Raw genomic sequence first — 23,188 nt, 5'->3', positions numbered from 1 at the left:
CTCCACCGTTGCGCTGATCGGCATGTGGCGCCCGGGAGCATCATCGTCCCGGGAAGGGCATCATGCTTGCAGGTTAGACAACGTACCCATGCAAAACGGGCTGCAAGGTGCTTGCAGCCCGTGATGTGCAGAGAGGTTCTGCATCAAAATCGCTGAGCGGCCGACACGCGATGCCGGCCAGCTTGCCCCGTCAGGGCATCTTGAAGAACTGCGTGCTGTAAAGCTCGACCGGCAGCTTGCGGATCACCGAACGGCCGTTGGCGTCCTTCTCGGGGATGCGGTCAATCCAGGTCTGGAATACGTCGGCATCGAGCACGCCGATGTCGAGACGGCGCTCCTTGGGGATGTTGGCCAGGGTGGTGTAGCCGTCACCGCCGGTGGCATTGAAGCTCAGCACGAAGAGCTTGTAGGTCTTGCCCATGTCCAGCGGACCCCAGGTTTTGGTCGCCTGGTCGAGCACCTGCAGGTTGCTGGCGCGGTTGCCCTTGGCGGCAGACGGGTCAACGTCGAAACGCAGGCCGGCGGAGTAGGGGTAGGGGCCGGTGGAGCCGCCGGCCTTGAAGGTGGCATCCAGGCCATCCTCGATCATCGCCTTGGCCTCGGCTCCGGTGATCTGCAGGCGCCACAGCATGTTGCCGAAGGGCAGCACTTCGATCACGTTGGCAGCGGTCACGTCGCCCTTGAGCGGGATGCGCACGCCACCGCCGCTTTGCAGTGTCATGTCGGCACCGCCATAGTCCTGGTTGGCCACGTCCAGATAAGCCTGGGCCACCAACTGCTGGATGTCGCCGCCATGCAGGCTGACGTCGCCGATGGCGTTGCACTCTGCGCCCGAGCGGGAGTAGTCGGCGCTTCCTTCACCCCCCGGCACGCGGCGCGAGCAGATTTCCTGCGGGGCGGTAGCGACGATCTGCGCCTTGAAGGCATCCACCTTGGTCTTGAACGGCTGCAGCACCTGCAGCGCCTTGGCTTCGGGTTCGATCTGGCGCAGGAAGCCGGCAGCAGCCAGATCCTTGTTGAAGCTGGCGATGTCGTCGGCAGTGATCGAGCGCCAGGTCTTGTTGCCCTTGGCGTCGAGCACGGCCTTGCCGGCCTCGTCCACGATCATGGCGCGCTTGTAGCTGGGCGACACCGTCACATGCGGGGTGCCGGAACAGGCCGTCACGTCGCCATTGGCGTCGAAGCTGACCTTGAGTTCACCGACCACCTTGCTGTATTCGTTGGCCTGCACCAGGCAGGCCTGCTTGCCGTCCTTGTTCTGCAGCAGGGCGGGATACTCGGCTGCGGGCGTGCCCACCTTGTAGGTTTTCATGCTGGCAGGGCCGACCAGGGTGTGCGAATCTCCGCCCACCACCACGTCAACGCCGCTGAGCTGGGCGATCAGCGCCTTGTCGGCCTCGTAGCCGATGTGCGAGAGCAGCACGATCTTGTTCACGCCCTTCTGCCTGAGTTCGTCGATGGCGCGCTGGGCGGCAACGGCTTCCTTCTCGAAGGTGGTGTCGGGGTCGGGGCTGGAGGATTCCTTGGTCTTGCCGGACACGGTCAGGCCGACGACGCCCACCTTGTGGCCACCCCGGTTGAGGATGGTGGAGGGCAGCACGTAGTTCCTGGTGTTGGGCTGTGCCAGGGCGGAGTTGGCACCGAACCTGACGTTGGCGGAGAGCACTGGCGTCTTGCACTGGCCGGCATGCAGGTAGTCGATGAAGCTCTTCAGGCCGCTGTCGCCCTTGTCGAATTCATGGTTGCCCAGGGTGAAAGCGTCGAAGCAGACGGTGTTCATCAGGGCAGCGTCGGCTTCGCCGGGGTTGCCTGCGCGGTTGAAGAACAGGGTGCCGGTGAGGGCATCGCCGGCATGCAGGGCGATGGTGTTGGGGTTGGCCGCGCGAATGGCGTTGATGGTGGCCGTGACGCGCGGGAAACCGCCGGCGTCGACTTCCACATCGGTGCGCACGCCGTTGGGCTGCAGCAGCGACAGCGTGCGCGTGCTGCTGTCGAGGTTGGAGTGGCTGTCGTTGATGTGGGCGATGGTCAGGTCCATCGGCTGGGGGCGGGCCGCGGGGCCGGGGCCGCCGTCACCACCACAGCCGGCCAGTGCCAGTGCGCAGAACGCGGCACCGCCGAGCAGGCGGAAGGGCGAAGAGGAAGCGTGCATGGGAATCTCCTGGGGGGTTAGCCGATCACCGGCGTGGTGCTGCCGGCGGCGAGGGTGATGCGGGTGGTGCCAAGCAGCGGCTTGGCCGGTGTCTGGCCGTTCTCGAGCGGGCGCACCTTGTGGAAGCGCACTTCCATCTGCCTGGCCGTGATGGTGGCGCTGGCGTAGCCCTGGGCGTGGTGGTCGCCGAACAGCATGTCGGGGTTGTTTGGGGGCATGCCCTGCGGGAAAGCGGGATGCGCACCAGCGGGGATGCCGCGCCACATGAAGGCTTCGAAGGTGGTCTGGTCGGCTACCAGCGCGCCCAGCGCCGGCATGGCTTTGGCCGCGTTTTGCAGGTAGCTGAAGAAGGAGTGGCTGCTCACGCCGGCAGCCACGAAGTCGACCATGGCGGGATTGCCCGCCGGCGGGTTGACCGGGGCTTCGGGCTGGCGCGGGTCGAAGCCGATCTGGTCACGCACTATGCCGCACTGGAAGGCGTGCAGGTCGCCGGTGACGGCCACGACGTTGCGGATGTTGTTCTGCGTGAGGAACTGCATGAGTTCGACACGGTGTGCCGGATAGCCGTCCCAGCAGTCGGCGTTGATGGCGAACAGCTGCTTCAGGGCCGGGTCGGTGACCATGGGGTTCTGGCGCAGGTCGGCCCACATGCGGGAGAGCGACAGCTCGTTGCCCCAGACCTTCCAGGTGGACTGGCTCTGGCGCATGGTGTCCTTCCACCACTGGGTTTGCGTTTTGCCGAGAATGGAGGGCGCGGCGGCACGCGGCTGCTGGGTGACCAGATCGATGGACTGGGCCGTCAGCAGGGTGGGCAGCGGGGTGAAGTAGCGCGCGCCGACCGAGGTGTCCATCTTCACGGCATCTTCCGGTGCGGCGCCCTGGGAGGTGGCTACCAGGGCTTCGGGGATGGCATGGTCATCCCGATACAGGCGCTGGTCGGTCATGACGAGGTGCATCAGCGGGCCGAACTGGAAGTCGCGGTAGATGCGGATGTTGTCGTAGCGCTGGTTTTTCAGGTCGAACGAGACATCGCCCATGTCCACCGGCATGTATTCGAACCAGGCCTGGTTGGCGGCGCGGCGGCGGTCGGTCTGTTGCAGGTTGGCGTTGTTGTAGGTCTGGTGGTCCTGCCAGCAGTCGTCGCTGAACTCGTGGTCGTCCCATACCGCGATGAAGGGAAACTTGCGGTGCACTTCCTGCAGGCGCTTGTCGCTGCGGTAGGTGCGGTAGAGGGTGCGGTAGTCGTCCAGGGTGAGGGCGGCCACGGAGCCGTCGGCCAGGGGCATGCCGTTGGGCAGCTTGATGGGGGTGTGGGCCGGCTCGACCTGGCCGGCCTGGAAGGCGGCGCCCACAGTTTCGTAGATGTAGTCGCCGACGTGGACGGTGAAGTCCAGATCCTCTTCGGCAGCGAGCAGTTCGAGCGCGCCCCAGTGGTTGACGCTCCAGTCCTGGCAGTTGAACCAGGCAAAGCGCAGCTGCTCGCGCGTGGAATTGGCGGCGGGGGCCGTTTTGGTGAGGCCGCTGGCGCTGATGTCGCGACCGGCGACGAAACGGTAGTGGTAGCGTGTATCGGGCTGCAGGCCGGTGATCTTGGCACGCACGGTGTGATCGTAGACCTGGGTGGCCACCAGGTTTTCGTTGACCAGCAGCGTGGCGAAATCCGCAGAAGTGGAGACTTGCAGGCGCAGCGGAATGTCGCCGTTGTTGCCCGGGTTGCTGCGTTCCACGCGCGTCCAGAGCACCACGCTGTCGGCGCGCGGATCGCCACTGGCGACGCCGAGGCCGAACACGTGCGTGCCCAGCGGCGGGCCGCTGTCGCCGGAGCCGGGCCCCTGGCCGGCGTTGCCGTTGCCATTGCCGCCACCGCAGGCGGTGATCAGTGGACCGGCCGCGATGACACTGAAAAACGCTGCGCCACGGCGCAGCAGCTGTCTTCTTTGCATGGAGAACTCCCTGACGGCGCACGAAGGCCGCATGACACCGGGTGACAAAAGGTGTCTGGGAGTTTAGGAAGGCAACATGACAGAAATGTTGCCATGGCGTGTGGCATGCAAAAAGGGCGCCGGTGCGCCCTTTTTATCACGCGTTGGCGTTGGCCGGCTTCAGGCCACTGTCACGGGCGCAGCGCCATCGGCAGCGGCAATCTGGCCGATGACGTAGACAGTTTCGCCCTCGATGCGCAGGTTGTCGGCCACACAGTCTGCATCGGCGGCATCGACCACCACGACCATGCCGATGCCGTTGTTGAAGGTGCGGTTCATCTCGATATCGTCAATGCCGGCGGTTTGCTGCAGCCAGGCGAACAGTTCGCTCTGCGGCCAGCTGCCCTTGGTGAGGCGGGCCGTGGTGCCTTCGGGCAGCACGCGCGGAATGTTTTCGAGCAAGCCGCCGCCGGTGATATGGGCCAGTGCCTTGACCGGGTACTTGGCCAGGGTGGAGAGCACCGGCTTCACGTACAGGCGGGTGGGGCGCATGATGGCTTCGCGGAAGGGCATGCCGTCCAGCGTGTCGGGCAGGCTGCCGGCCGCGCGGTCGATGCACTTGCGCACCAGCGAGAAGCCGTTGCTGTGCACGCCGTGGCTGGCCAGGCCGAGCACCACATCGCCGGGCTTGACGTTCTGGCCGGTGAGGATCTTGCTTTTTTCAACCACGCCGACGGCGAAGCCGGCCAGGTCGTATTCGCCATCGGGGTACATGCCGGGCATTTCGGCGGTTTCACCACCGATCAGGGCGCAGCCGCTTTGCGCGCAGCCTTCGGCAATGCCGCCGACCACGGCAGCCGCGGTATCCACATCCAGCTTGCCGCAGGCGAAGTAGTCGAGGAAGAACAGCGGCTCGGCGCCCTGCACCAGCACGTCGTTCACGCTCATGGCGACCAGATCGATGCCGACGGTGTCGTGCATGTTCCACTCGAAGGCCAGCTTGAGCTTGGTGCCCACGCCGTCGGTGCCGCTGACCAGCACCGGTTCCTGGTAGCGCTTGGGCACTTCGAACAGGGCGCCGAAGCCGCCGATGCTGGCCATCACGCCTTCGCGCATCGTCTTCCTGGCGAGGGGCTTGATGCGTTCGACCAGCGCGTCGCCGGCATCGATGTCCACGCCGGCGTCTTTGTAGGAAATGGGAGTTTGCATGTGCGGAAAGATTACAAATGGTGAGCGCGTGCGCGCGCGGGCAAGCGTAGCGTAGACTTGCAGACGGCGCGGTGCTGGCACTGCGCGCAGCATCTGCCGTCAGGCAATACTCCCTATTGTAACAACCTTGCTCTGCGCCCATGGAATTTACGGCATACCAGAAACGAACAGCGGCCTGGACCGGCATTGCCCTGCTGGTGGGGGTCTTCGTGTGGCTGCTGGCGCCGGTGCTCACGCCCTTCCTGGTGGCGGCGGTGCTGGCCTATGCGCTCAATCCGCTGGTGAACCGGCTGGATGCCTGGTTCCGCGGCAAGACGCCGCGCTGGCTGGCCGTCACGCTGGTGATGATCATCTTCATGCTGGTGGTGACGGGTGTGGTGATGCTGATCGTGCCGGTGGTGGTGAAGGAAATGCCGATGCTGCAGAGCCAGATTCCGGTGCTGCTGGATCGCGGCAGCCACTGGCTGCAGGGTGTTTTCGACCGCTTCGGCGTGCCGCTTCAGGTGAACGTGGGCACGATCAAGGATCTGCTGCGCGACTATTTCAGCGCCAAGCCGGAGGGCGGCGCTCCGTCGGGCATCGACTCGGTGCTGTCCTCGCTGAAGATCGGCGGCAGCGTGGCCTTTGCCGTGCTGGGCAACCTGATGCTGATACCGATGGTGCTGTTTTACCTGCTGGTGGACTGGGAGCGCATCATTGCCAACCTGTTCCGCCTGGTGCCGCGCCGCATGCGCGATGCCGTGCACAACTTCGCCACCGAGGCAGACGAGGTGCTGGGGCAATACCTGCGCGGGCAGCTGACGGTGATGCTGATTCTGGCGGTGTATTACAGCATCGCCTTGTCGCTGTTCGGTTTCGATCTGGCGTTGCCGATCGGCATCTTTACCGGCCTGGCGATTTTCGTGCCCTATCTGGGTTACGGCGTGGGGCTGATCCTGGCGACGCTGTTCGGCATCCTGCAACTGGGGGTGGTGAAGGCGCTCGTGATGGTGGGCGTGGTGTATGGTCTGGCCCAGGTGGTGGAGAGCTTCTATCTCACGCCGCGCCTGGTGGGCGAACGCATGGGCCTGCATCCGGTGGTGGTGATCTTTGCCTTGCTGGCCTTCGGGCAGCTGTTCGGCTTTGTCGGCGTGCTGCTGGCGCTGCCGATCAGCGCGGTGCTGCTGGTGGCGGGGCGCCGGTTGCGGGCGCAGTATCTGCAAAGCGACCTGTACAACGGCTGAATACGGGCGGGTTTGCGGGGTGGCAGCAGGCGTTTCACGCACAGCTGCTGTCCCTGTTGTTGCGCTGCACATAAAATAGCGCGTTGTGCCTGCCTTCATGAAACAGATTCCGCTCGATATCGGCCTGACTCCGCGCCCGCGCCTGCATACGCTGGTGGAGGGGGAGAACGGGCGCCTGCTCGCCCATGTGCGCGAGGCGCTGCAGCAGCGCCAGCCGCAGACCGTGCCCACCTATGTATGGGGGCCGGCGGGCAGCGGCAAGACGCATCTGCTGCAGGCGGTGTTGCAGGAGCTGCACGAGCAGGGGCTGTCGGCCGGCTGGCTGGATGCCTCCACGCCATGCGGCGGCTATGCGCGCGAGTTCGATCCGCGCTGGAGCGCCGTGCTTCTGGACGAGGTGGAGCTGTATTCGCCCGAGCAGCAGCACACGGCCTTCAACTGGTTCATCAATGCCATGACGCCGCAGCAGGGCGAGCCGCGCTGGGTGCTGGCTGCGGGCAGCCTGCCGGTGGCCGACCTGCCGCTGCGCGAGGACCTGCGCACGCGCCTGGGCTGGGGTCAGGTGCATGCGCTGCAGCCGCTCGGCGACGAGGGCGTGCGCAAGGCGCTGCAGCAGGGCGCGGCCGAACGCGGCCTGGAACTCGGTGACGAGGTGGTCAACTACATGCTCAGCCGCTTTTCGCGCGACCTGGGCAGCCTCAATGAATTGCTGGGCATGCTCGATGGCTATGCCCTGGAACAGCGGCGCGCGCTGACCGTGCCGCTGCTCAAACAGATGCTGAACGAAACATGAATATTGCGCTTTTTGACCTGGACCACACGCTGCTTCCGATCGATTCGGACTTCACCTGGGCCCTGTTTACCAATGCCATCGGCTGGACCGATGCCGATGAATCGCTCAAACAGAACGACATCTTCTACCAGCAGTATGTGGATGGCGTGCTGGACATGAACGAGTACGTGCGCTTCGTGACGCGCGCCATCCGCGAACATACGCCGGAAGAGGCGCATGCGGCGCACGACCGCTACCTGCGCGAGTACATCGAGCCGCAGGTGCGTCCCGAGGCGCTGGAACTGCTGCGCGGCCATCAGGAGGCGGGCGACACGCTGGTGATGATCACCGCCACCAACCGCTTCATTGCCGGGCCGATCGGCGAGCGTCTGGGGTTTGCCGACGAGAACATCATCGCGACCGAACTGGAACGTGGCGCCGATGGCTGGATCACCGGCAATATCGACGGCGTGGCCAACCTGCGCGAGGGCAAGGTGCACAATCTGCAGCAGTGGCTGGCCGTGCGCGGGCTGGATTGGGAGAAAGTGCACATCACTTTCTATTCCGACTCCTACAATGACGTACCGCTGATGGAAAAATCGGCGGTGCCGGTGGCCACCAATCCGGACGAACGCCTGCGCGCGCTGGCGCAAGAGCGCGGCTGGCGCATTCTCGACCTGTTTCCGACGGAATGACATGATCAAGCGCTTCATCAACAAACTGCTGGGCAAGCCTGCGGCAAGCGTACGTCCGTCCTTCGGCAAGCGCGTCGAGGTACCGGCCTCGGTCCACAAGATCAATCCCAAGCTGGTGGACGAGCGCGCCGTCAACGTGGTGCTCACGCTGAAGAAGGCGGGTTTCGAGGCCTACATCGTTGGCGGTGCGGTGCGTGACCTGATTCTGGGGCTCAAGCCCAAGGATTTCGACGTGGCGACCACGGCCACGCCCGAGCAGGTGAAAAGCCTGTTCCGCCGTGCCTTCATCATCGGGCGCCGTTTCCGCATCGTGCACGTGGTGTACGGGCGCGGACGCGAGCATGAGGTGATCGAGGTCTCGACCTTCCGCGCCTATCTGGATGCGTCGGCCGCCGAGCAGGTGAACGGCAACGAGAAGACCAGCCGCCGTGCGCTCGAAGGCGTGCAGCATGCGGTGGATGCCAGCGGCCGCGTGCTGCGCGACAACGTCTGGGGGCCGCAGGAAGAGGATGCGGCGCGGCGCGACTTCACGCTCAACGCCATGTACTACGACCCCGAGCGCGAGATCGTGGTCGACTACCACAAGGGCATGCAGGATGCGCAGAAGCGCACCATCCGCATGATTGGCGATGCGGCGGGGCGCTACCGCGAGGATCCGGTGCGCATCATCCGCGCCGTGCGCTTTGCGGCCAAGCTGAACAAGCTGGATTTCCAGCTCGACAAGGCCACGGCCAGCCCGCTGCAGGAGTGCCTGCCACTGTTGGCCGACGTGCCGCAGAGCCGCCTGTTCGACGAAATGCTCAAGCTGCTGCAGACCGGCCACGCGGTGGCGACGATCGAGCAGCTGCGCGCGCTCGGCCTGCACAAGGGCATCTACCCGCTGCTGTCGCTGGCGGTTGAGCGCGCGGATGATCCCTTTGTGCGCAGTTCGCTGCAGGATACCGACCGCCGCGTGGGCGAGGGCAAGCCGGTGGCGCCGAGTTTCCTGCTGGCCTCGCTGCTGTGGCAGGACGTGCGCGAGGCCTGGGCGCGCAAGACGGCCAAGGGCAAGCCGCCCTTCGTGGGGCTGCAGGAGGCGATCGACGAGGTGTTCGATGCACGCATTGGCGATGTGTCCGGCCGCGGCAAGCTGGCGGCGGACATGCGCGAGATCTGGATGATGCAGCCGCGCTTCGAGAAGCGTACCGGCAACAGCCCGTTCAGCCTGATTGCGCAACTGCGCTTCCGTGCCGGTTTCGACTTTCTGCGCCTGCGTGCGGCGAATGGCGAGATCGACGAGGCGCTGGCCGAGTGGTGGCAGGCCTTCAGTACGGCGCCGGATTACGAGCGTGACGATCTGATCGCGCAGGCCAGGGAGCAGCAGCGCGAGGCGCAGAAGGCGCAGCAGCGCAAGGGGGCGCCCTCCAAGCCGACCGGGCGGGTGCATCGTGTGCCTTCGGCGGCTTCGCAACAGCAGTTGGAGGCCGAGGAGGCGGGGCTGGAAGAGGCCGCTGACGTTGACGGTGAAGCGGCGCCGGCCAAGAAGCGCCGCCGCCGGCGCAAGCCCAAGAGCGCGGCAGCCGGGGACGGTGTGATGGGTGCTGCGGATGCTGCTACCGGAGATGCTCCGGCTGGCGCAAAGGGGACGGCTGCGGATGCTCACGTTGAAGTCGGAGCTGCTGGTGACGGTGAAGTACCAGCCAAGCGTCGTCGCCCGCGTCGCCGCAAGCCCGCCGCGGGCGAGGCCGCTTCGGGGAACGGTGCGGCTGAAGAATGAATGCGGCCGTCGCCGCTCCCGTGCGTGCGTATATCGCCCTGGGAGCCAATCTCGGCGATGCGCCAGCCACGGTGCATGAGGCCATGAACAGCCTCGACGGCGTGCCGGAAACGCATGTGCTTGCGCGTTCGTCACTCTATCGGACGGCGCCGATTGACTCCAGCGGGCCGGACTATGTCAATGCTGTTGTGGCCGTGCACACGCACCTGAGCGCGGTGGAGTTGCTGCGCGCCATGCAGCAGATCGAGTTGCAGGCAGGGCGCGAACGCCCCTACCGCAATGCACCGCGCACGCTGGATCTGGATTTGCTGATGTACGGCGATCTGCAGCAGGACGACGCGCAACTGATACTGCCCCATCCACGCATGATGCAGCGCGCGTTTGTGCTGGTGCCGCTGCATGAAATCGCGCCGGGGCTGGTCAGCGATGCACAGCTGGCTGCTGTGGCCGAACAGGGGATTGAGCGGATTCCGGACGGGGCGTGAACGACAGGGGGCGCGCAGCGATGTTGCCCGCGGGGAGCATGGACCAGCCCGCCTGCCCGTCAAGCGACATTCGCTGCTTCATCCATTCCCGTCGTCCCCGCGCTGCCGCAGATGCTGTACTGCCAGCGTGGCAGCGGCCCCGGCGATGGCGCCACCCACCCAGGGCAAGGTGGCAGAGGGCTTGTCATCCCTGCAGTCGCGCGCAAGCGCTTCCCATTCTTCCTCGCTCAGCTCTTCGCGCCCCTGGCGCAAGGTCTTGCGTCGCTCCGAGAGCTTGCGTGCTTCGGTAGGCTGTTCGGAGGGCAGTTTGCCTTCGACGATATCCTCGCTGGCAGGGGCAATCGGTGTGTTCTGGACATTCACCGTGTCGTCGCGCGCTTCGACTGCTTCCAGGCGCGCCTCGCGCTCGCGCTGCTTCTGCTTGTGCGCCTCCACGTAGGCAGGCGAGCCGGGGAGTTCGCCCTTGGGCGTGATGTGCAGCACCCAGGCAAACTCCGCGCCCATCAGCAGGATCTGCGAGGAGTAGAACACCCACACCATCAGTGCCACCAGTGAGCCGGCTGCGCCATACACGGAGGTAGTGGAGGTGGAGCCGATATAGATGCCGATCAGGCTCTTGCCCACGGTGAACAGCAGCGAGGAAAGGATGGCGCCCGGCAGCACCTGGCGCCAGCCGAGTCGCTGGGAGGGCAGGCCCATCAGCAGGATGGTGAAGAAGAAGGTGAGGATGGCGAAGGAGAGCAGCGGGTTGAGGATTTTCGCCAGCACCAGCATGCCGGAGGTATGCGATGTGACCCATTCGTCCAGTGCGGCCAGGTAGGCCGAGACCACCAGCGACATGATCATCAAGAAGCCGATGGCGAACAGAATGCCGAAGGTAAGCAGGCGGGTGCGGATCAGGCGCCAGACGGTGAGGAGGAAACGCTCGTTTTTCGGGATCGCGGGTTTGGCCTGCCAGATGTTGTCCAGGGCCTCGCGCAATTCCACCAGTACCCCGGTGGCGCCCACGATCAGGATGGCGGCGGCCAGCAGCGAGGCAAAACCGCCTTCGCCGGGCTTGTTGGCGGCCTGCAGCAGCGAGTCGATCAGCTGGCCCGCGCGGGCACCGGCCAGTTGGGTGACTTCCTGCACCAGCTGCTGGTGCGCCACGCCCTCGCCGTAGAACAGGCCCACCAGGCCGACAAGGATGACCAGCAGGGGGGCCAGGCTGAACACCGTGTAGTAGGAGAGCGAGGCACCGTAGCGGGGACAGTCGTCGTTGATCCACTCGTTGGCGCTGGTCCAGACCAGGTACCAGACATAGAGGAAGGGGTGGGTCAGACGCTTGGCGAGGGAGCGTGGCCTGGCGTCGGGTGCATCAGTGTCGAGATTGGCGTCTGTAACCACAGAGAGTTCCCGCTGGAGCGCATCAGCGTTGTCCGTGGATGGGCCGGAAGGCTCTGTGGCCGATGGTCGGCGCGCTTTTGTGTCGTCGACTGGAAGGGGAGGCGATGTCGTGTCCATGGTGAACCCATGCGAAATACGGGATGGATATCACTCTAGGATGCCGGGCGTACTGCCCGTGTCAGAGGGCGCCCCGACTTGCTGCCCGCGGGTGGTGGATCACTCGCGCATCGGCACCTGCTGCTGGGGCTGTCAATCCCAGCGGATCGGCGTCGATTCAAGGACCAGGTCGCTGCGGGCGCTGGCTACGCAGGGCAGGATCCAGCCTGCGCGTTTCTCGTCCGGGCTGAGGCCGGGCCAGTCGATGCGCCAGTGGATGTCTCCCTGCACCAGCCGGCACAGGCAGGTGCGACAGCTGCCGTTGCGGCAGGAACTTGGCAGGGCAACCCCGGCCTGTTCGGCGGCCAGCAGCAGCGGCGTGTCGGCATCGGCAGGAAATTGCTCGCCGGAAGGCAACAGGATAACGCGGTGGGACATGACGGACAAAGGTGGTAGATTGGGAACACGGGGCGGCGGTATGCGGCCGTCCGCGCCGTTGTCTGCCGGGTCCGGATATTGTCGATGAAGCCTGTTGCCACTCCGCCATCCCAGAACGCCGAGGTGATTTTCCGTGCCCGCCAGCTGGGCAAGGTGTATCCCATGGGCGATGTGGAGGTGCATGCGTTGCGCGGCGTGGACCTGGAACTGTACCGCGGCGAGTTCGTGGTGATGCTGGGGCCCTCGGGCAGTGGCAAGTCGACCCTGCTCAACATTCTCGGCGGGCTGGATGTGCCGAGCAGCGGCGAGGTCTGGTACCACGGCGAGGATCTGACGCACGCCGGCGATTCGCGGCTGACGCAGTTCCGGCGCGAGCATGTGGGCTTCGTGTTCCAGTTCTACAACCTGATTCCCAGCCTGACGGCGCGCGAGAACGTGGCCATCGTGACCGAGATTGCGCCGGACCCGATGCGGCCGGAAGAGGCGCTGGCGCTGGTGGGGCTGGGCGAGCGGCTGGACCATTTTCCGGCGCAGCTGTCGGGCGGCGAGCAGCAGCGCGTGGCGATTGCGCGCGCCATTGCCAAGCGGCCGGTGGTGATGCTGTGCGACGAGCCGACCGGCGCGCTTGATTCGGCCACCGGCGTGCGCGTGCTGGAGGCGCTGGAGCAGGTGAATGCCGACATGGGCACCACCACCGTGGTGATCACGCACAACGCCGACATTGCGCGCATGGCGCATCGCGTGCTCACCATGGCCGATGGGCGCATCGTGGGCGAGCAGGTGAATGCGCAGCGCTTGCCGGCGCGGGAGCTGCACTGGTGATCGGGCTGTCCGCCATCCACCGCAAGGCCTTGCGCGACTTGTGGCACATGCGCGGGCAGGCGATGGCGATTGCGCTGGTGATTGCCTCGGGCATTGCCATGCTGGTGATGTCGCGCGCCACGCTGGATTCGCTGCAGGACACGCGCACGCGGCTGTACCAGGATTACCGTTTTTCCGATGTGTGGGCGCAGGTGCGGCGGGCGCCGGAGAGCGTGGCAGCGCGCGTGGCCGAGCTGCCGGGCGTGAACGAGGTGGAAACGCGCGTGATTGCGGGCGGCAAGCTGGCCTTGCCGGGTTTCGACAAGCCGATCGAGGCGCTGTTGCTGTCGCTGCCGGACCAGGGCGAGCCGCAGCAGAACCGGCTCTATCTGCGTGCCGGACGCATGTTGGCGCCGTTTGCCCAGGGCGAGGTGCTGGTGAGCGATGCCTTTGCCGAGGCGCACCAGCTCAAGCCTGGCGACACGCTGCGGGCCACCGTTTACGGGCGCTCGCAGCAGTTCACCGTGGTGGGCATTGCGGTGTCGCCGGAGTACCTGTACCAGATCAAGCCGGGCGCGCTGTTTCCGGATTACGAACGCTACGCCATTCTCTGGACGCACCGGCGTGCGCTGGGTGCTGCCATGAACATGGGGGGCGCCTTCAACCAGATCACGGTGAAGCTGGCACCCGGCACCAGCGAAGCGGAGACGCTGTCGGCTATGGACCGCATCCTGGCGCGTTATGGCAGCCGGGGGGCGATCGGGCGCATGGACCAGCTCTCGTACCGCTATCTGCACGAGGAGTTTCGCGGGCTGGCCACCATGGCCTGGATGTTCCCGCTGATCTTTCTCGGGGTGGCGGCGTTTCTGCTGAACGTGGTGTTCAAGCGCCTGATCGGCACGCAGCGCGATCAGGTGGCGATCCTCAAGGCCTTCGGCTACAGCACGCTGGATGTGGCGCTGCATTACGGGTTGATCGTGACGCTGATCGGGGTGCTGGGTTCGGTGCTCGGGGTGGCTTTGGGTGTGTGGCTGGGCAGTGCGCTGGCGGGGCTGTACCAGCTCAATTTCCGTTTTCCGTTCCTGGATTTCACGCTCAGCCCACAGGTGGCCTTGGCGGGCGCAGGCGTGAGCCTGCTGGCGGCCTTGAGCGGCACCGGCTGGGCCGTGTTTGCCGCGGCGCGCGAGCCGGTGGCGCAGGCCATGCGGCCGCCGGCGCCCGAGCGCTTCCGGCGCACGCTGGTGGAGCGCGCGGGCCTGACGCGCTGGCTCTCGCAGCCTACGCGCATGATCCTGCGGCAACTCGAGCGGCGGCCGCTGAAGGCGCTAATGAGCATCGTCGGGCTGGCGCTGGCGGGGGCCATCGTGATGATGGCGCGCTTCCAGACCGGCTCGATCGACTACATGGTGGATGTGCAGTACCGGCTGGCGCAGCAGCATGATATCAGCACCAGCTTCATCGAGATGGCGCCCCGCAAGGTGGTGGACGAGTTGCGCGCCTTGCCGGGCGTGCGTCAGGTGGATGGCGTGCGCAATGTGGCGGTGCGGCTGCGCAACGAGAACCGCATGGTGCTGACCAGCATCCAGGGGCTGCCGGCAGAGGGCTCGCTCAGCCGGCCGGTGGATACGCGGCTGCGGCGCATCGAACTGCCGCCGGACGGGCTGGTGCTGAATGACTACGTGGCGCGCAAGCTGGGCGTGCAGCCGGGCGACTATCTGCAGGTGGAGGAAATGGAAGGTCGCCAGACGCAGTTGCGGCTGCCGGTGGCGCGGCTGATGCAGGAGTATGTGGGCACCATGGCCTATATGGATCTGGACGCGCTCAACCGCGCCATGCGCGATGGCGATGTGATCAGCGGCGCGCTGCTCACCGTGGATGACGATGCCGAGGATGCCGTTTTCCGCGAGCTGGACCGGCGGCCCGGCGTGGTGGGCGCCGAGTCGCGACTGGCGGCGATCCGTGCGCTGTATCGCACCATTGCCGAAACCAGCGGGCTGTTTACCTGGGTGGCAGTGCTGATGGGGCTGGTGATCAACTTTGGCGTGGTGTACAACTCGGCGCGCATCGCGCTCGCCGAACGCGGGCGCGAACTGGCCAGCCTGCGCGTGCTGGGCTTCACGCAGGGCGAGGTCAGCTACATCCTGCTGGGCGAACTGGCGGTGCTGGTGATCGTGTCGATTCCGCTGAGTTTTGTGGCGGGCTATGGGTTGATCCTGTTCATGGTGCATGGAATGGAGTCGGATCTGTACCGGGTGCCGGTGCATCTGGAGCCATCCGCGTATGCATTTACCGCGCTGGTGACGGTGCTGTCGGCGATTGTTTCCGCGCTGGCGGTGTACCGGCGCATCCGGCAGCTGGATCTGATCGGCGTGCTGAAGACGCGTGAATAAGCGCCGCGCGCGTTAACATCGAGTGAACTGACATGCAGAAACCTTCCCGCAAGACGCTCGTTTTCCTGTTGCTGGGTGCAATAGCCGTGCTGTTGCTGCTCTGGCTGGTGCTGCGCGAGCCGCAGCAGCTGGCGACGCTGGCACGGGTGACGCGCGGGCCGATCGAGGTCAGCTTCGTGGAGGAGGGCAAGACGCGGCTGCAGCAGCGCTATGTGGTGACGGCGCCGGTGGCGGGCGTGGTGCGGCGCATCGTGCTGCAGCCGGGTGACCCGGTGCAGGCGGGGCAGAGCGTGGCCGAGATCGATCCGGCCGCCAGCGGCCTGCTGGACGCACGCTCGCGCAGCCAGGCGCAGGCCGAACTGCGCGGGGCGGAGGCGGCTCTGGCGGCGGCGCGACAGCGTATTACGGCTGCACAGGCGGCGCAGGCGCTGGCGCAGCGCAATCTGCAGCGGGGGCGTGAAGTGGCGCCTACGGGCGGCATCGCCCAGGCTGATCTTGACCTGATGCGCAGCCGCGCCGTGACGACCGCTGCCGATGTGGCGTCGGCGCGGGCGGATGAACGCGTGGCGAGCGAGCGTCTGTCTGCTGCGCGTGCGGTGCTGGCGGAGGAGGGGCGTGCGTCCAGCAGCAAGACGCGTGCGGTGGCGGCGCCGGTGGATGGCGTGGTGCTGCGGCGCCTGGTGGAGAGTGCGGCGCCGGTGCCGGTGGGGCAGCCATTGATGGAGCTGGGCGATCCGGCGGCGCTGGAAATCGAATCCGAAGTGCTGTCCACCGATGCCGTGCGGCTGGCGCCGGGGATGGCTGCGCGCATACTGCGCTGGGGTGGCGAGGGCGTGCTGCAGGCGGTCATCCGGCGCGTGGAGCCGGGCGGCTTTACCAAGGTGTCGGCGCTGGGCGTGGAAGAGCAGCGCACGCGCGTGGTGCTGGATTTTGCCTCGCCGCACGAACAGTGGCAGCGGCTGGGCGATGGCTACCGGGTGGAAGTGCAGTTCCTGGTGCAGCGGCAGGAGAACCTGCTGCAGGTGCCGGGCAGTGCCTTGTTCCGCGCCGGTGAAGGCTGGGCCGTGTATCGCATCGAACAAGGCAAGGCGCGGCGCACGCCGGTGAAGCTGGGCTTGCGCTCGGCCACGGCGGCGCAGGTGCTGGAAGGGCTGAAGGAAGGCGATCAGGTGATCGTGCAGCCGGATGACCGGATTGTGGAAGGGACGCGGATTAGGGAGGGAGGAGCCGCTGGCAAATAAGGCCGACCCTGGCTACGTTTTTTTCAGCGCTGCCAGGTCGCGCGGTCCAAGCCTTTCAACCGGGCAGGCGGCCAGAGGCGCAGCCATCAGCCGCGCGGCTTACTTTTTCTCGTCGTCGCGATCCGGTGTTACCAGATCAATGCCTGCGCCCACCGCCTTGACGCCGGTGGAGACGACAGCGCCCGTCACGGAAATCGCCGCGCCTGCTGCAGCGCCTACGACAGTGGTGACGCCGCAGCCGGCCAGCGGCAGGGTCAGCAGGCTGGCAGCGGCCAGACGAAGGAGGGCGGTGCGGTGCAACATGCGGGCCATTGTAGAGGCCCGGAGGGCGCCCGGCTCGGGCTGTTACGGCAGCCGGTTCCGGAGAACACACCGGCAGCACAAATAGCCCGAGCCAGGTCTCAACGCACGCCGGTAAGTGAAGCCGCAATCCTCAACGCATGCCGGTGAGTGAGGCCGCAATCGCCCGCTTGAAGGGCGTGATGCGCTGTCCGATCTGGACTGCCGCGTCGCGCACCAACCTGGCAGCCGGATGTTCGGTGGTGTAGAGCCGGGCCATTCCCTTGGTGATCAGGTACAGCGGTCGCGTGGCCAGCTGGTGCTCGCGCTGGTAGCGCTGCAGCACGACGGGGCTGGCAAAGTCCTGCCCGGCCGCGTGGGCCTGCAGGATGGCCTTGCTCAGGCTTTCGACGCCGAGCAGGCCGAAGTTGAAGCCGTGTGCGGTAATAGGATGCATGCCCACGGCGGCATCGCCCACGCAGGCAAAGCGCCGGGACACGATGCTGCGCGGATAGACGCCCACCAGCGGATAGACATGGCGCGTGCTGACCAGCGTCATGCTGCCCAGGCGCTGCGCAAAACGGCGGGCGATTTCGGCATTGAAGGCCGGTGCAGTCATGTTGGCAACTGGATCGATGGCGTGGCTGGGCAGGGTCAGCACGACAGAGGAGCGGTGCATGCCGGTGGCCGGGTCGTCGTTCATGGGCAGCAGCGCCAGCGTCTGGCCGTAGTCGAACCATTGCCAGGCCACATGATGGTGCGGCTTCTGGTGCAGCATGCAGCACACCAGCATGCTGTGGCCGAAGTCGTACATGTCGGCCGCCAGCCCCATGGCGCGGCGCGTGGTGGAGAAGCGGCTGTCAGCCGCCACCAGCAGGCGCGCCTTGAGCACGCGGCCATCTTCCAGCGTCACATGCGCGGCCTGCTCGTCGCTCCAGATGCGGCCGGTTTTCTGGCCGGTGAGGAGGGTGATGTCCTGGTGGGCGCTGATGCTGTCCTGCACGCAATCCCAGGCGCCCTGGCGGATCAGGTGGTTGGACACCAGCCAGCCCAGTTCGCTGCGCGGCGACAACTCATGGCCGATGACCATGCCGAGCGGATTGGGCCCGTTCAGCACCTTGGCGTCGCGCAGTTGCGAGAAGGCCGTGGGTTCGATCTGCTCGATGCGCTGCCACAGGCCGAGCTGGCGCAGGGTGTTGGCGGAGCGGTGCGTCAGGGCAATTTCACGGCCGTCAAAGGCGGGTTCGGCGATGGCCTGCTGCGCCTGCTGCTCCAGTATGCCGATGCGCAGGCCCTTGCCGGAAAGTGCGCGCGCCAGAATCAGTCCGGCCGGGCCGGCTCCCACAATCAGAATGTCGTAATCCATGGCGAGGCAGTGTAGCCAGCCCCGGTGCTGCGCAGCTTGATGCGGGTCAATGGTCGGTGGCGGATTGGACTCTGGCCGCGCCGGTCACGGCAGAGGGAGCGTCTGTGGCGGCGCCTGTGCCAGGTGTTGAAGCGATGGCAGGGCGCACTTGCCTGCCCCGGAAAATCAGCACCACGCCGAGCAGGATCACGCCCGAGGCCAGCCATTCCCCGCGCGTCACCACCTCGCCGCCCAGCCACACGCCCAGCAGCAGTGCGATTACCGGATTGACGAAGGCATAGCTGGTCGCCAGTGCGGGCGAGGCGTGGGCCAGCAGGTAGAGGTAGGCGCTGAAGGCAATCAGCGAGCCGAACACGACGAGGTAGATCCAGGCGATGGCCGCCGCCGGGGTGGGCGGCCAGTGCGGCGCCGGCTCGCCGGCCAGGACCGAGAGCAGCATCAGCACGAGGCCGCCGCACAGCATTTCGCTGGCGAAACCGGCAGGCCCCGAAGCCAGCGGCATGCGCGTGGTCGAGAGTACCGAGCCGAGCGACCAGAGCAGGGTGGCGCCGACGATGAACAGGATGCCGAGCGGCTCGCCGCTGAAGCTGGCGCCGCGCATCAGCAGCAGCACGCCGGCCAGGCCGACCAGCATCCCTGCCACTTCCAGCCGGTTCGGACGCTGCCCGAACAGCAGGCCGAGCGCGCTCACCATCATGGGCACCACGGCGATGAAGGTGGCAATCAGGCCGGAGCCGACATAGACCTCGGCATTGGCCGTCAGCCCCATGCCGCCGCCGAGCATCATGGCGCCGATTACCAGGGCATGCAGCCACTGGCGCGGTGCAGGCAGCGCAGCACGCCCCTCCCGCCACAGCATCCAGCCCATCAGCAGGCTGCCGGCGACCAGAAAGCGCGTGCCCATCCCCCAGAACGGCGGGAAGCTCTCCAGCGCGAAGCGGATGGCAAGATAGGTGGAGCCCCAGATCAGGTAGCAGGCCAGCAGGGAGGCCAGCAGCAGGCGCGGCAGCGGAGAGGATTTCGGCATAGCGCGCTATGGTAGCGCGCCTGTGGGGCATCCCGGTGGAGTTCCGCTATGGTCCATGCAGAACGGGCAGGGCGCGGATCGGTTCCCCGAATCGCAGGCTCAGCCGCGCGCCTGCACCGCCAGGTCCAGGGCCCGCAGCCGCAAGGCCGGATCGAATACATCGCACACCAGCATCATCTCGTCGGCCTGGGTGGCGTCGAGCAGTTGCTGCAGGCCATTGCGTACGGTATCCGGGCTGCCAATGACGGCGCAGGACAGGAATTGCTGCAAGCCCGCCATTTCCTGCGGCGAGAGCGAATCCAGATAGCTTTCGCGCGGCGGTGGCAACAGGCCGCGCTTGCCGGTGAGAATGCCGATCACTCGCTGGAACAGGCTGCTGGCCAAGTAGTGGGCTTCTTCATCCGTGGGCGCTGCCACCAGGGGCACGCCGATGATGGCATAGGGTTTGTCCAGCTGTGCGGAGGGCTTGAAGTTGCGGCGGTAGAGATCCAGCGCCTGCAACAGCATCTGCGGGGCAAAGTGCGAGGCAAAGGCGTAGGGCAGGCCCCGCTCGGCGGCCAGCTGGGCGCTGAACAGGCTGGAGCCCAGCAGCCAGATAGGTACCTGCGTATTGGCGCCGGGGTTGGCGATGACCTTCTGGCCGGGTTGCGGCGCGCCGAGATATTGCTGCAACTCGGCCACTTCGCGCGGGAAATCGTCGGCGGTTTCGGTGCGGTCGCGGCGCAGCGCACGCATGGTGACGGGATCGGTGCCCGGCGCGCGACCCAAGCCCAGGTCGATGCGGCCCGGATAGAGCTCGGCCAGCGTGCCAAAGGCTTCCGCCACCACCAGCGGTGCGTGGTTGGGCAGCATCACGCCGCCCGAGCCGATGCGCATGCGCTGCGTGCCGCCGGCGATATGCCCCACCAGCACGGCAGTGGCCGAGCTGGCGATGCCGGGCATGTTGTGATGCTCCGCCAGCCAATAGCGCGTGAAGCCCAACTGCTCGGCGTGTTGCGCGGTGCGCAGGGCAATCGCCAGCGCATCGGCCACGCTGCCGCCTTCACGCACGGCGACCAGATCAAGCATGGAGAAGGGGGTAGTGGCCAAGGTTTTCATGATTTCATTGTGCGCGCCGGCAAGAGTGCTTGCAATGGGGACATGGGCGCAAACGGGCGGGAATCAAGTTTTTCCCCTATAAAGTAAACCCATCGTCAGGCACGGCCTGACAACGGCGGCGCTGCCGCGCATGAGGAGAACACCATGACAGATTCCCATCCCCTGGCCGGAACCGTGCAGCAATCGCGCGGCGTGGAGCGCCTCGTGACCGGCATGGCCACGTCCGACGGCGCCGGCGTGCGCCTCACCCGCGTGCTCACGCAGGAACTGCAGCAACGCCTGGACCCGTTCCTGATGCTGGACGCCTTCGGCAGCGACCATCCGGACGACTACATCGCCGGCTTCCCCGACCACCCGCACCGCGGCTTCGAAACCATTACCTACATGCTGGCCGGGCGCATGCTGCACCACGACAGCGCGGGCAACGAGGGCCTGCTGGAAAGTGGCGGCGTGCAGTGGATGACAGCCGGGCGCGGGGTGATCCATTCCGAGATTCCGCAGCAGGAAGAAGGGCGCATGGCGGGTTTCCAGCTTTGGCTGAACCTGCCGGCGTCCGACAAGATGAGCGCACCGTGGTACCGCGACTTCAAGGCCGAAGAGCTGCCGCGCTTGCGTACGGCAGAAGGGGCGGAGGTGACGGTGATTGCCGGCGAAAGCCACGGCGTGACAGGGGCAGTGACACGCGCCGCAACACAGCCGCTGTACCTCGACATCCACCTGCCCGCACGCGCCGGATTTGCCCAGGCCTTGCCGGCAGGGCATAACGCCTTTGTCCATGTCTACGAGGGCAGCGTGCAGATCGGCGACACCATGGTGCCTGCGCAGCGCATGGCGATTCTGGACAATGCCGCTGGTGCCGATGGCGTGCGCCTGCAAGCGGCGGAAAATGCCCGCCTGCTGCTGATTGCCGGCCGGCCGCTGGGCGAGCCCATCGTGCAGTACGGTCCGTTCGTGATGAACTCGCAGGAGCAGGTCTACCAGGCGCTGCGGGATTTCCGGGATGGCAAGCTGGCCTGAGTCGCAGGGGCGTGCCTGTGGGTTCGCGAGGCAAACACGATGACCCTGAAGCCGTCCGCCATGGTCAGCGCCCCAGCTTGCGTCCCACGATCCGCCGCAGGAAGCGCAGCTTCTGCCCCAGCGGGAAGCTGCGGAAGTTGGTCCTGGTCGTGCCCTGCGTGAAGGTGGTGGGCCGGCTGTAGTCGATCGCCACATCCACGATCACCGGCCGCCCCTGCGCTGCCAGCTTGCGCGCTTCGGCGATGGCGCTGTCGATGCAGTGGTTGTCCGGCATGGGCACATAGGCGGCGCCCGTGGCCTGCGCCACGCCCTGCAGGCCGATGCGGTGCGGCAGCAGGGTGCAGGTCTGGCGCTGGTAGGGCAGTTGCTGCGCCTGCGCGATCTGTGCCAGCGCGCCATCGTTGAATACGCAGAAAACCACCCCCAGGCCATTGGCCGTGGCGGTCATGATCTCCATGCAGCTCATGGCAAAGCCGCCATCGCCGACGATGGCGACCACCTCGCGCTCCGGATGCGCCAGCCGCGCCCCGATGGCGGCCGGAACGGCATAACCCATGGCATTGAAATCGCTCGGCGTCAGCAGTGCACTGCCTTGCGGCCAGGCGTACAGCTCGGCCGCCAGAAAGGTGTGGTTGCCATCGTCCAGCACGGTGATGCTGTCGGCCGGCATCTGCTTGCGCAGGCTGGCAAAGAAGGCTGCGGGATTGACGCGCGCGGGGTCTCCCTGCTTGAGCCAGCCGTCCAGATAGGCAGCCTTGTCGCCGGCAATCTGGTGCTGCAGCCGGGTATTGGGGCTGCGCTCCGGCTTGCGGCCGCGCAGTTCCTGCAGCAGCGCGCGCAGCACCGGCTGCGCATCGCCCACCAGCGCTACCTGGGCCGGATAGTTGGCACCGGGCACTTCCGGGTCGATATCGACATGCACCAGCGCCTGGGGCACGCGCGCGCCAAAGCTGCCGGTCGGGATTTCGGCAAAGCGCGCGCCCACCGCCAGCAGGGCATCGCACTGGCGGAAGGCATTTTGCGCCGCCGGTACGGCCGAGCGGCTGAAGCCAAACCCCGCATGCAGCGGATGGTCGCCCGGAAACACCGCCAGTCCCTGCAGTGTGGTGCTGACCGGCATCTGCAGCAGCTCGGCCAGCTCCATCAGTTCGACCTGTGCGCCACGCGCGCCCCAGCCCACGAACAAACCTGCCTGGCGTGCCTGCAGCAGCACATCGGCCGCCTGGCGGACCAGCGCGGCATCGGGCAGTGCAGGGGGCTCCGGCGACTGCCATGCGGGCAGCTTGCCGGCATCGCCGGTAAAGATCTGCAGGTTGACCGGCAATTCCACCAGTACCGGCCCCGGCACGTCCGAAGTGGCAATCCGGTATGCCTCGAACAGCGTGGGCACCACCTGCTCATGCGTCATCACACGGAACGCGGCCTTGGTAAAGCCCCGCGCCATCTCCAGCTGGTCGATGCCGTGCAACTGGTAGCGCCGGCCGCTGTCGGTGCGCGTGCCACCGGTCAGCACCAGCATGGGCACGCCGGCCAGATAGGCCTCGCCGATGCCGCTGGCCGCGTGCGTCAGCCCGGCCGCCGGCACGATGGCCAGCGTGCCGATGGCGCGCGCTGCCCCTTCGGCGCCGATGCCACCCCAGTTCAGGCGGCTGAAGGCATCGGCCATGAAGGCGCCACCGCCCTCGTGTGTCACCAGCAGTGGCGTGATCTGGCGGCTGTGCGCCAGCGCGTCGTACAGCTCGGTGTTGTGCACCCCGGGGATGCCGAAGGTATGGGTAATGCCGAGCTGCTCCAGGGCATGCACGGCCAGTTGTGCGGCGGTCTTCTTCATGGCT

The 23,188-nt window shown here is 66.5% G+C and carries 19 protein-coding genes; 9 read left to right on the top strand and 10 right to left on the bottom strand.

The window, feature by feature from the left end; translation table 11 throughout:
* Positions 1 to 190 precede the first annotated feature (190 nt).
* The 3 genes from ACX36O_RS09355 to purM form a co-directional block, all read right to left on the bottom strand.
* Positions 191 to 2,152, bottom strand: a complete 1,962-nt coding sequence (locus ACX36O_RS09355) for a bifunctional metallophosphatase/5'-nucleotidase (RefSeq protein ID WP_371686438.1) — start codon at positions 2,150 to 2,152, stop codon at positions 191 to 193.
* Positions 2,153 to 2,169: 17 nt separating this feature from the next.
* Positions 2,170 to 4,095, bottom strand: a complete 1,926-nt coding sequence (locus ACX36O_RS09350) for an alkaline phosphatase D family protein (RefSeq protein WP_371686437.1) — start codon at positions 4,093 to 4,095, stop codon at positions 2,170 to 2,172.
* 159 nt (positions 4,096 to 4,254) lie between these two features.
* On the bottom strand, positions 4,255 to 5,283 hold the full coding sequence (purM, locus tag ACX36O_RS09345; protein ID WP_213361208.1) for a phosphoribosylformylglycinamidine cyclo-ligase: 1,029 nt from the start codon (positions 5,281 to 5,283) through the stop codon (positions 4,255 to 4,257).
* 140 nt (positions 5,284 to 5,423) lie between these two features.
* Here purM and ACX36O_RS09340 point away from each other — a divergent pair, with 140 nt between their 5' ends.
* The 5 genes from ACX36O_RS09340 (at position 5,424) to folK (ending at position 10,214) form a co-directional block, all read left to right on the top strand.
* Positions 5,424 to 6,506, top strand: a complete 1,083-nt coding sequence (locus ACX36O_RS09340) for an AI-2E family transporter (RefSeq protein WP_213361207.1) — start codon at positions 5,424 to 5,426, stop codon at positions 6,504 to 6,506.
* 97 nt (positions 6,507 to 6,603) lie between these two features.
* Entirely contained in the window at positions 6,604 to 7,299 is a 696-nt protein-coding gene (gene hda, locus ACX36O_RS09335; protein ID WP_213361206.1) for a DnaA regulatory inactivator Hda, read from the top strand.
* Positions 7,296 to 7,973 carry an HAD family hydrolase gene (locus ACX36O_RS09330; RefSeq protein ID WP_213361205.1) on the top strand — a complete coding sequence of 226 codons (678 nt, stop codon included), beginning with the start codon at positions 7,296 to 7,298 and terminating at the stop codon, positions 7,971 to 7,973. The genes hda and ACX36O_RS09330 overlap by 4 nt, the downstream gene beginning before the upstream one ends.
* Before the next feature lies 1 nt (position 7,974).
* Positions 7,975 to 9,729: a polynucleotide adenylyltransferase PcnB gene (gene pcnB / locus ACX36O_RS09325; protein ID WP_371686554.1), complete on the top strand. Its 1,755-nt coding sequence runs from the start codon at positions 7,975 to 7,977 to the stop codon at positions 9,727 to 9,729.
* Positions 9,726 to 10,214 (top strand): 2-amino-4-hydroxy-6-hydroxymethyldihydropteridine diphosphokinase, encoded by a 489-nt coding sequence (gene folK / locus ACX36O_RS09320; RefSeq protein WP_371686555.1) that lies wholly within the window; start codon positions 9,726 to 9,728, stop codon positions 10,212 to 10,214. The genes pcnB and folK overlap by 4 nt, the downstream gene beginning before the upstream one ends.
* A gap of 78 nt (positions 10,215 to 10,292) precedes the next feature.
* Here the strand turns inward: folK and ACX36O_RS09315 are convergent, their stop codons facing one another.
* Both ACX36O_RS09315 and ACX36O_RS09310 read right to left on the bottom strand, forming a co-directional pair.
* Complete coding sequence (locus ACX36O_RS09315; RefSeq protein ID WP_213361202.1) at positions 10,293 to 11,600, bottom strand: YihY/virulence factor BrkB family protein; 1,308 nt, start codon at positions 11,598 to 11,600, stop codon at positions 10,293 to 10,295.
* 249 nt (positions 11,601 to 11,849) lie between these two features.
* Positions 11,850 to 12,134, bottom strand: coding sequence for a 2Fe-2S iron-sulfur cluster-binding protein (locus tag ACX36O_RS09310; RefSeq protein WP_213361201.1), 285 nt, complete (start codon positions 12,132 to 12,134; stop codon positions 11,850 to 11,852).
* Positions 12,135 to 12,218: 84 nt separating this feature from the next.
* Here ACX36O_RS09310 and ACX36O_RS09305 point away from each other — a divergent pair, with 84 nt between their 5' ends.
* From ACX36O_RS09305 to ACX36O_RS09295, 3 genes are read left to right on the top strand one after another with little or no spacing between them, the layout of a single operon-like run.
* Complete coding sequence (locus ACX36O_RS09305; protein ID WP_488359685.1) at positions 12,219 to 12,956, top strand: ABC transporter ATP-binding protein; 738 nt, start codon at positions 12,219 to 12,221, stop codon at positions 12,954 to 12,956.
* Positions 12,953 to 15,325 carry an ABC transporter permease gene (locus ACX36O_RS09300; protein ID WP_488359684.1) on the top strand — a complete coding sequence of 791 codons (2,373 nt, stop codon included), beginning with the start codon at positions 12,953 to 12,955 and terminating at the stop codon, positions 15,323 to 15,325. The genes ACX36O_RS09305 and ACX36O_RS09300 overlap by 4 nt, the downstream gene beginning before the upstream one ends.
* A 32-nt stretch (positions 15,326 to 15,357) precedes the next feature.
* Complete coding sequence (locus ACX36O_RS09295; protein WP_213361197.1) at positions 15,358 to 16,566, top strand: efflux RND transporter periplasmic adaptor subunit; 1,209 nt, start codon at positions 15,358 to 15,360, stop codon at positions 16,564 to 16,566.
* 99 nt (positions 16,567 to 16,665) lie between these two features.
* Here ACX36O_RS09295 and ACX36O_RS09290 read toward each other — a convergent pair whose 3' ends face one another.
* From ACX36O_RS09290 to ACX36O_RS09275, 4 genes are all read right to left on the bottom strand, one after another.
* Positions 16,666 to 16,869, bottom strand: a complete 204-nt coding sequence (locus ACX36O_RS09290) for a hypothetical protein (RefSeq protein WP_250131026.1) — start codon at positions 16,867 to 16,869, stop codon at positions 16,666 to 16,668.
* 130 nt (positions 16,870 to 16,999) lie between these two features.
* Positions 17,000 to 18,211, bottom strand: coding sequence for a 5-demethoxyubiquinol-8 5-hydroxylase UbiM (gene ubiM, locus ACX36O_RS09285; RefSeq protein ID WP_488359683.1), 1,212 nt, complete (start codon positions 18,209 to 18,211; stop codon positions 17,000 to 17,002).
* A gap of 46 nt (positions 18,212 to 18,257) precedes the next feature.
* Complete coding sequence (gene yedA, locus ACX36O_RS09280) at positions 18,258 to 19,238, bottom strand: drug/metabolite exporter YedA (protein ID WP_371686559.1); 981 nt, start codon at positions 19,236 to 19,238, stop codon at positions 18,258 to 18,260.
* 99 nt (positions 19,239 to 19,337) lie between these two features.
* Positions 19,338 to 20,336 carry an LLM class flavin-dependent oxidoreductase gene (locus tag ACX36O_RS09275; protein WP_371686560.1) on the bottom strand — a complete coding sequence of 333 codons (999 nt, stop codon included), beginning with the start codon at positions 20,334 to 20,336 and terminating at the stop codon, positions 19,338 to 19,340.
* 144 nt (positions 20,337 to 20,480) lie between these two features.
* Between ACX36O_RS09275 and ACX36O_RS09270 the strand changes: the two genes are divergently transcribed.
* Entirely contained in the window at positions 20,481 to 21,353 is an 873-nt protein-coding gene (locus tag ACX36O_RS09270) for a pirin family protein (RefSeq protein ID WP_371686561.1), read from the top strand.
* A gap of 64 nt (positions 21,354 to 21,417) precedes the next feature.
* Here ACX36O_RS09270 and ACX36O_RS09265 read toward each other — a convergent pair whose 3' ends face one another.
* The gene (locus ACX36O_RS09265; protein WP_371686562.1) at positions 21,418 to 23,184 is read right to left on the bottom strand and encodes a thiamine pyrophosphate-binding protein; all 1,767 of its coding nucleotides are present in this window, start codon (positions 23,182 to 23,184) and stop codon (positions 21,418 to 21,420) included.
* Between the last annotated feature and the right edge of the window lie 4 nt (positions 23,185 to 23,188).

Source organism: Brachymonas sp. KE5, from assembly GCF_057773645.1.
The sequence above is the reverse complement of the archived record's forward strand: the minus strand, read 5'-3'. Positions and strand labels throughout refer to the sequence as shown.

Coding starts and splice junctions, on each gene's coding strand:
- ubiM (WP_488359683.1), bottom strand. CDS start 18,211: ATGGATTACGACATTCTGATTGTGGGAGCCGGCCCGGCCGGACTGATT.
- ACX36O_RS09330 (WP_213361205.1), top strand. CDS start 7,296: ATGAATATTGCGCTTTTTGACCTGGACCACACGCTGCTTCCGATCGAT.
- ACX36O_RS09270 (WP_371686561.1), top strand. CDS start 20,481: ATGACAGATTCCCATCCCCTGGCCGGAACCGTGCAGCAATCGCGCGGC.
- ACX36O_RS09340 (WP_213361207.1), top strand. CDS start 5,424: ATGGAATTTACGGCATACCAGAAACGAACAGCGGCCTGGACCGGCATT.
- ACX36O_RS09355 (WP_371686438.1), bottom strand. CDS start 2,152: ATGCACGCTTCCTCTTCGCCCTTCCGCCTGCTCGGCGGTGCCGCGTTC.
- ACX36O_RS09305 (WP_488359685.1), top strand. CDS start 12,219: ATGAAGCCTGTTGCCACTCCGCCATCCCAGAACGCCGAGGTGATTTTC.
- ACX36O_RS09275 (WP_371686560.1), bottom strand. CDS start 20,336: ATGAAAACCTTGGCCACTACCCCCTTCTCCATGCTTGATCTGGTCGCC.
- ACX36O_RS09295 (WP_213361197.1), top strand. CDS start 15,358: ATGCAGAAACCTTCCCGCAAGACGCTCGTTTTCCTGTTGCTGGGTGCA.
- ACX36O_RS09265 (WP_371686562.1), bottom strand. CDS start 23,184: ATGAAGAAGACCGCCGCACAACTGGCCGTGCATGCCCTGGAGCAGCTC.
- ACX36O_RS09310 (WP_213361201.1), bottom strand. CDS start 12,134: ATGTCCCACCGCGTTATCCTGTTGCCTTCCGGCGAGCAATTTCCTGCC.
- ACX36O_RS09290 (WP_250131026.1), bottom strand. CDS start 16,869: ATGTTGCACCGCACCGCCCTCCTTCGTCTGGCCGCTGCCAGCCTGCTG.
- purM (WP_213361208.1), bottom strand. CDS start 5,283: ATGCAAACTCCCATTTCCTACAAAGACGCCGGCGTGGACATCGATGCC.
- folK (WP_371686555.1), top strand. CDS start 9,726: ATGAATGCGGCCGTCGCCGCTCCCGTGCGTGCGTATATCGCCCTGGGA.
- hda (WP_213361206.1), top strand. CDS start 6,604: ATGAAACAGATTCCGCTCGATATCGGCCTGACTCCGCGCCCGCGCCTG.
- pcnB (WP_371686554.1), top strand. CDS start 7,975: ATGATCAAGCGCTTCATCAACAAACTGCTGGGCAAGCCTGCGGCAAGC.
- yedA (WP_371686559.1), bottom strand. CDS start 19,238: ATGCCGAAATCCTCTCCGCTGCCGCGCCTGCTGCTGGCCTCCCTGCTG.
- ACX36O_RS09350 (WP_371686437.1), bottom strand. CDS start 4,095: ATGCAAAGAAGACAGCTGCTGCGCCGTGGCGCAGCGTTTTTCAGTGTC.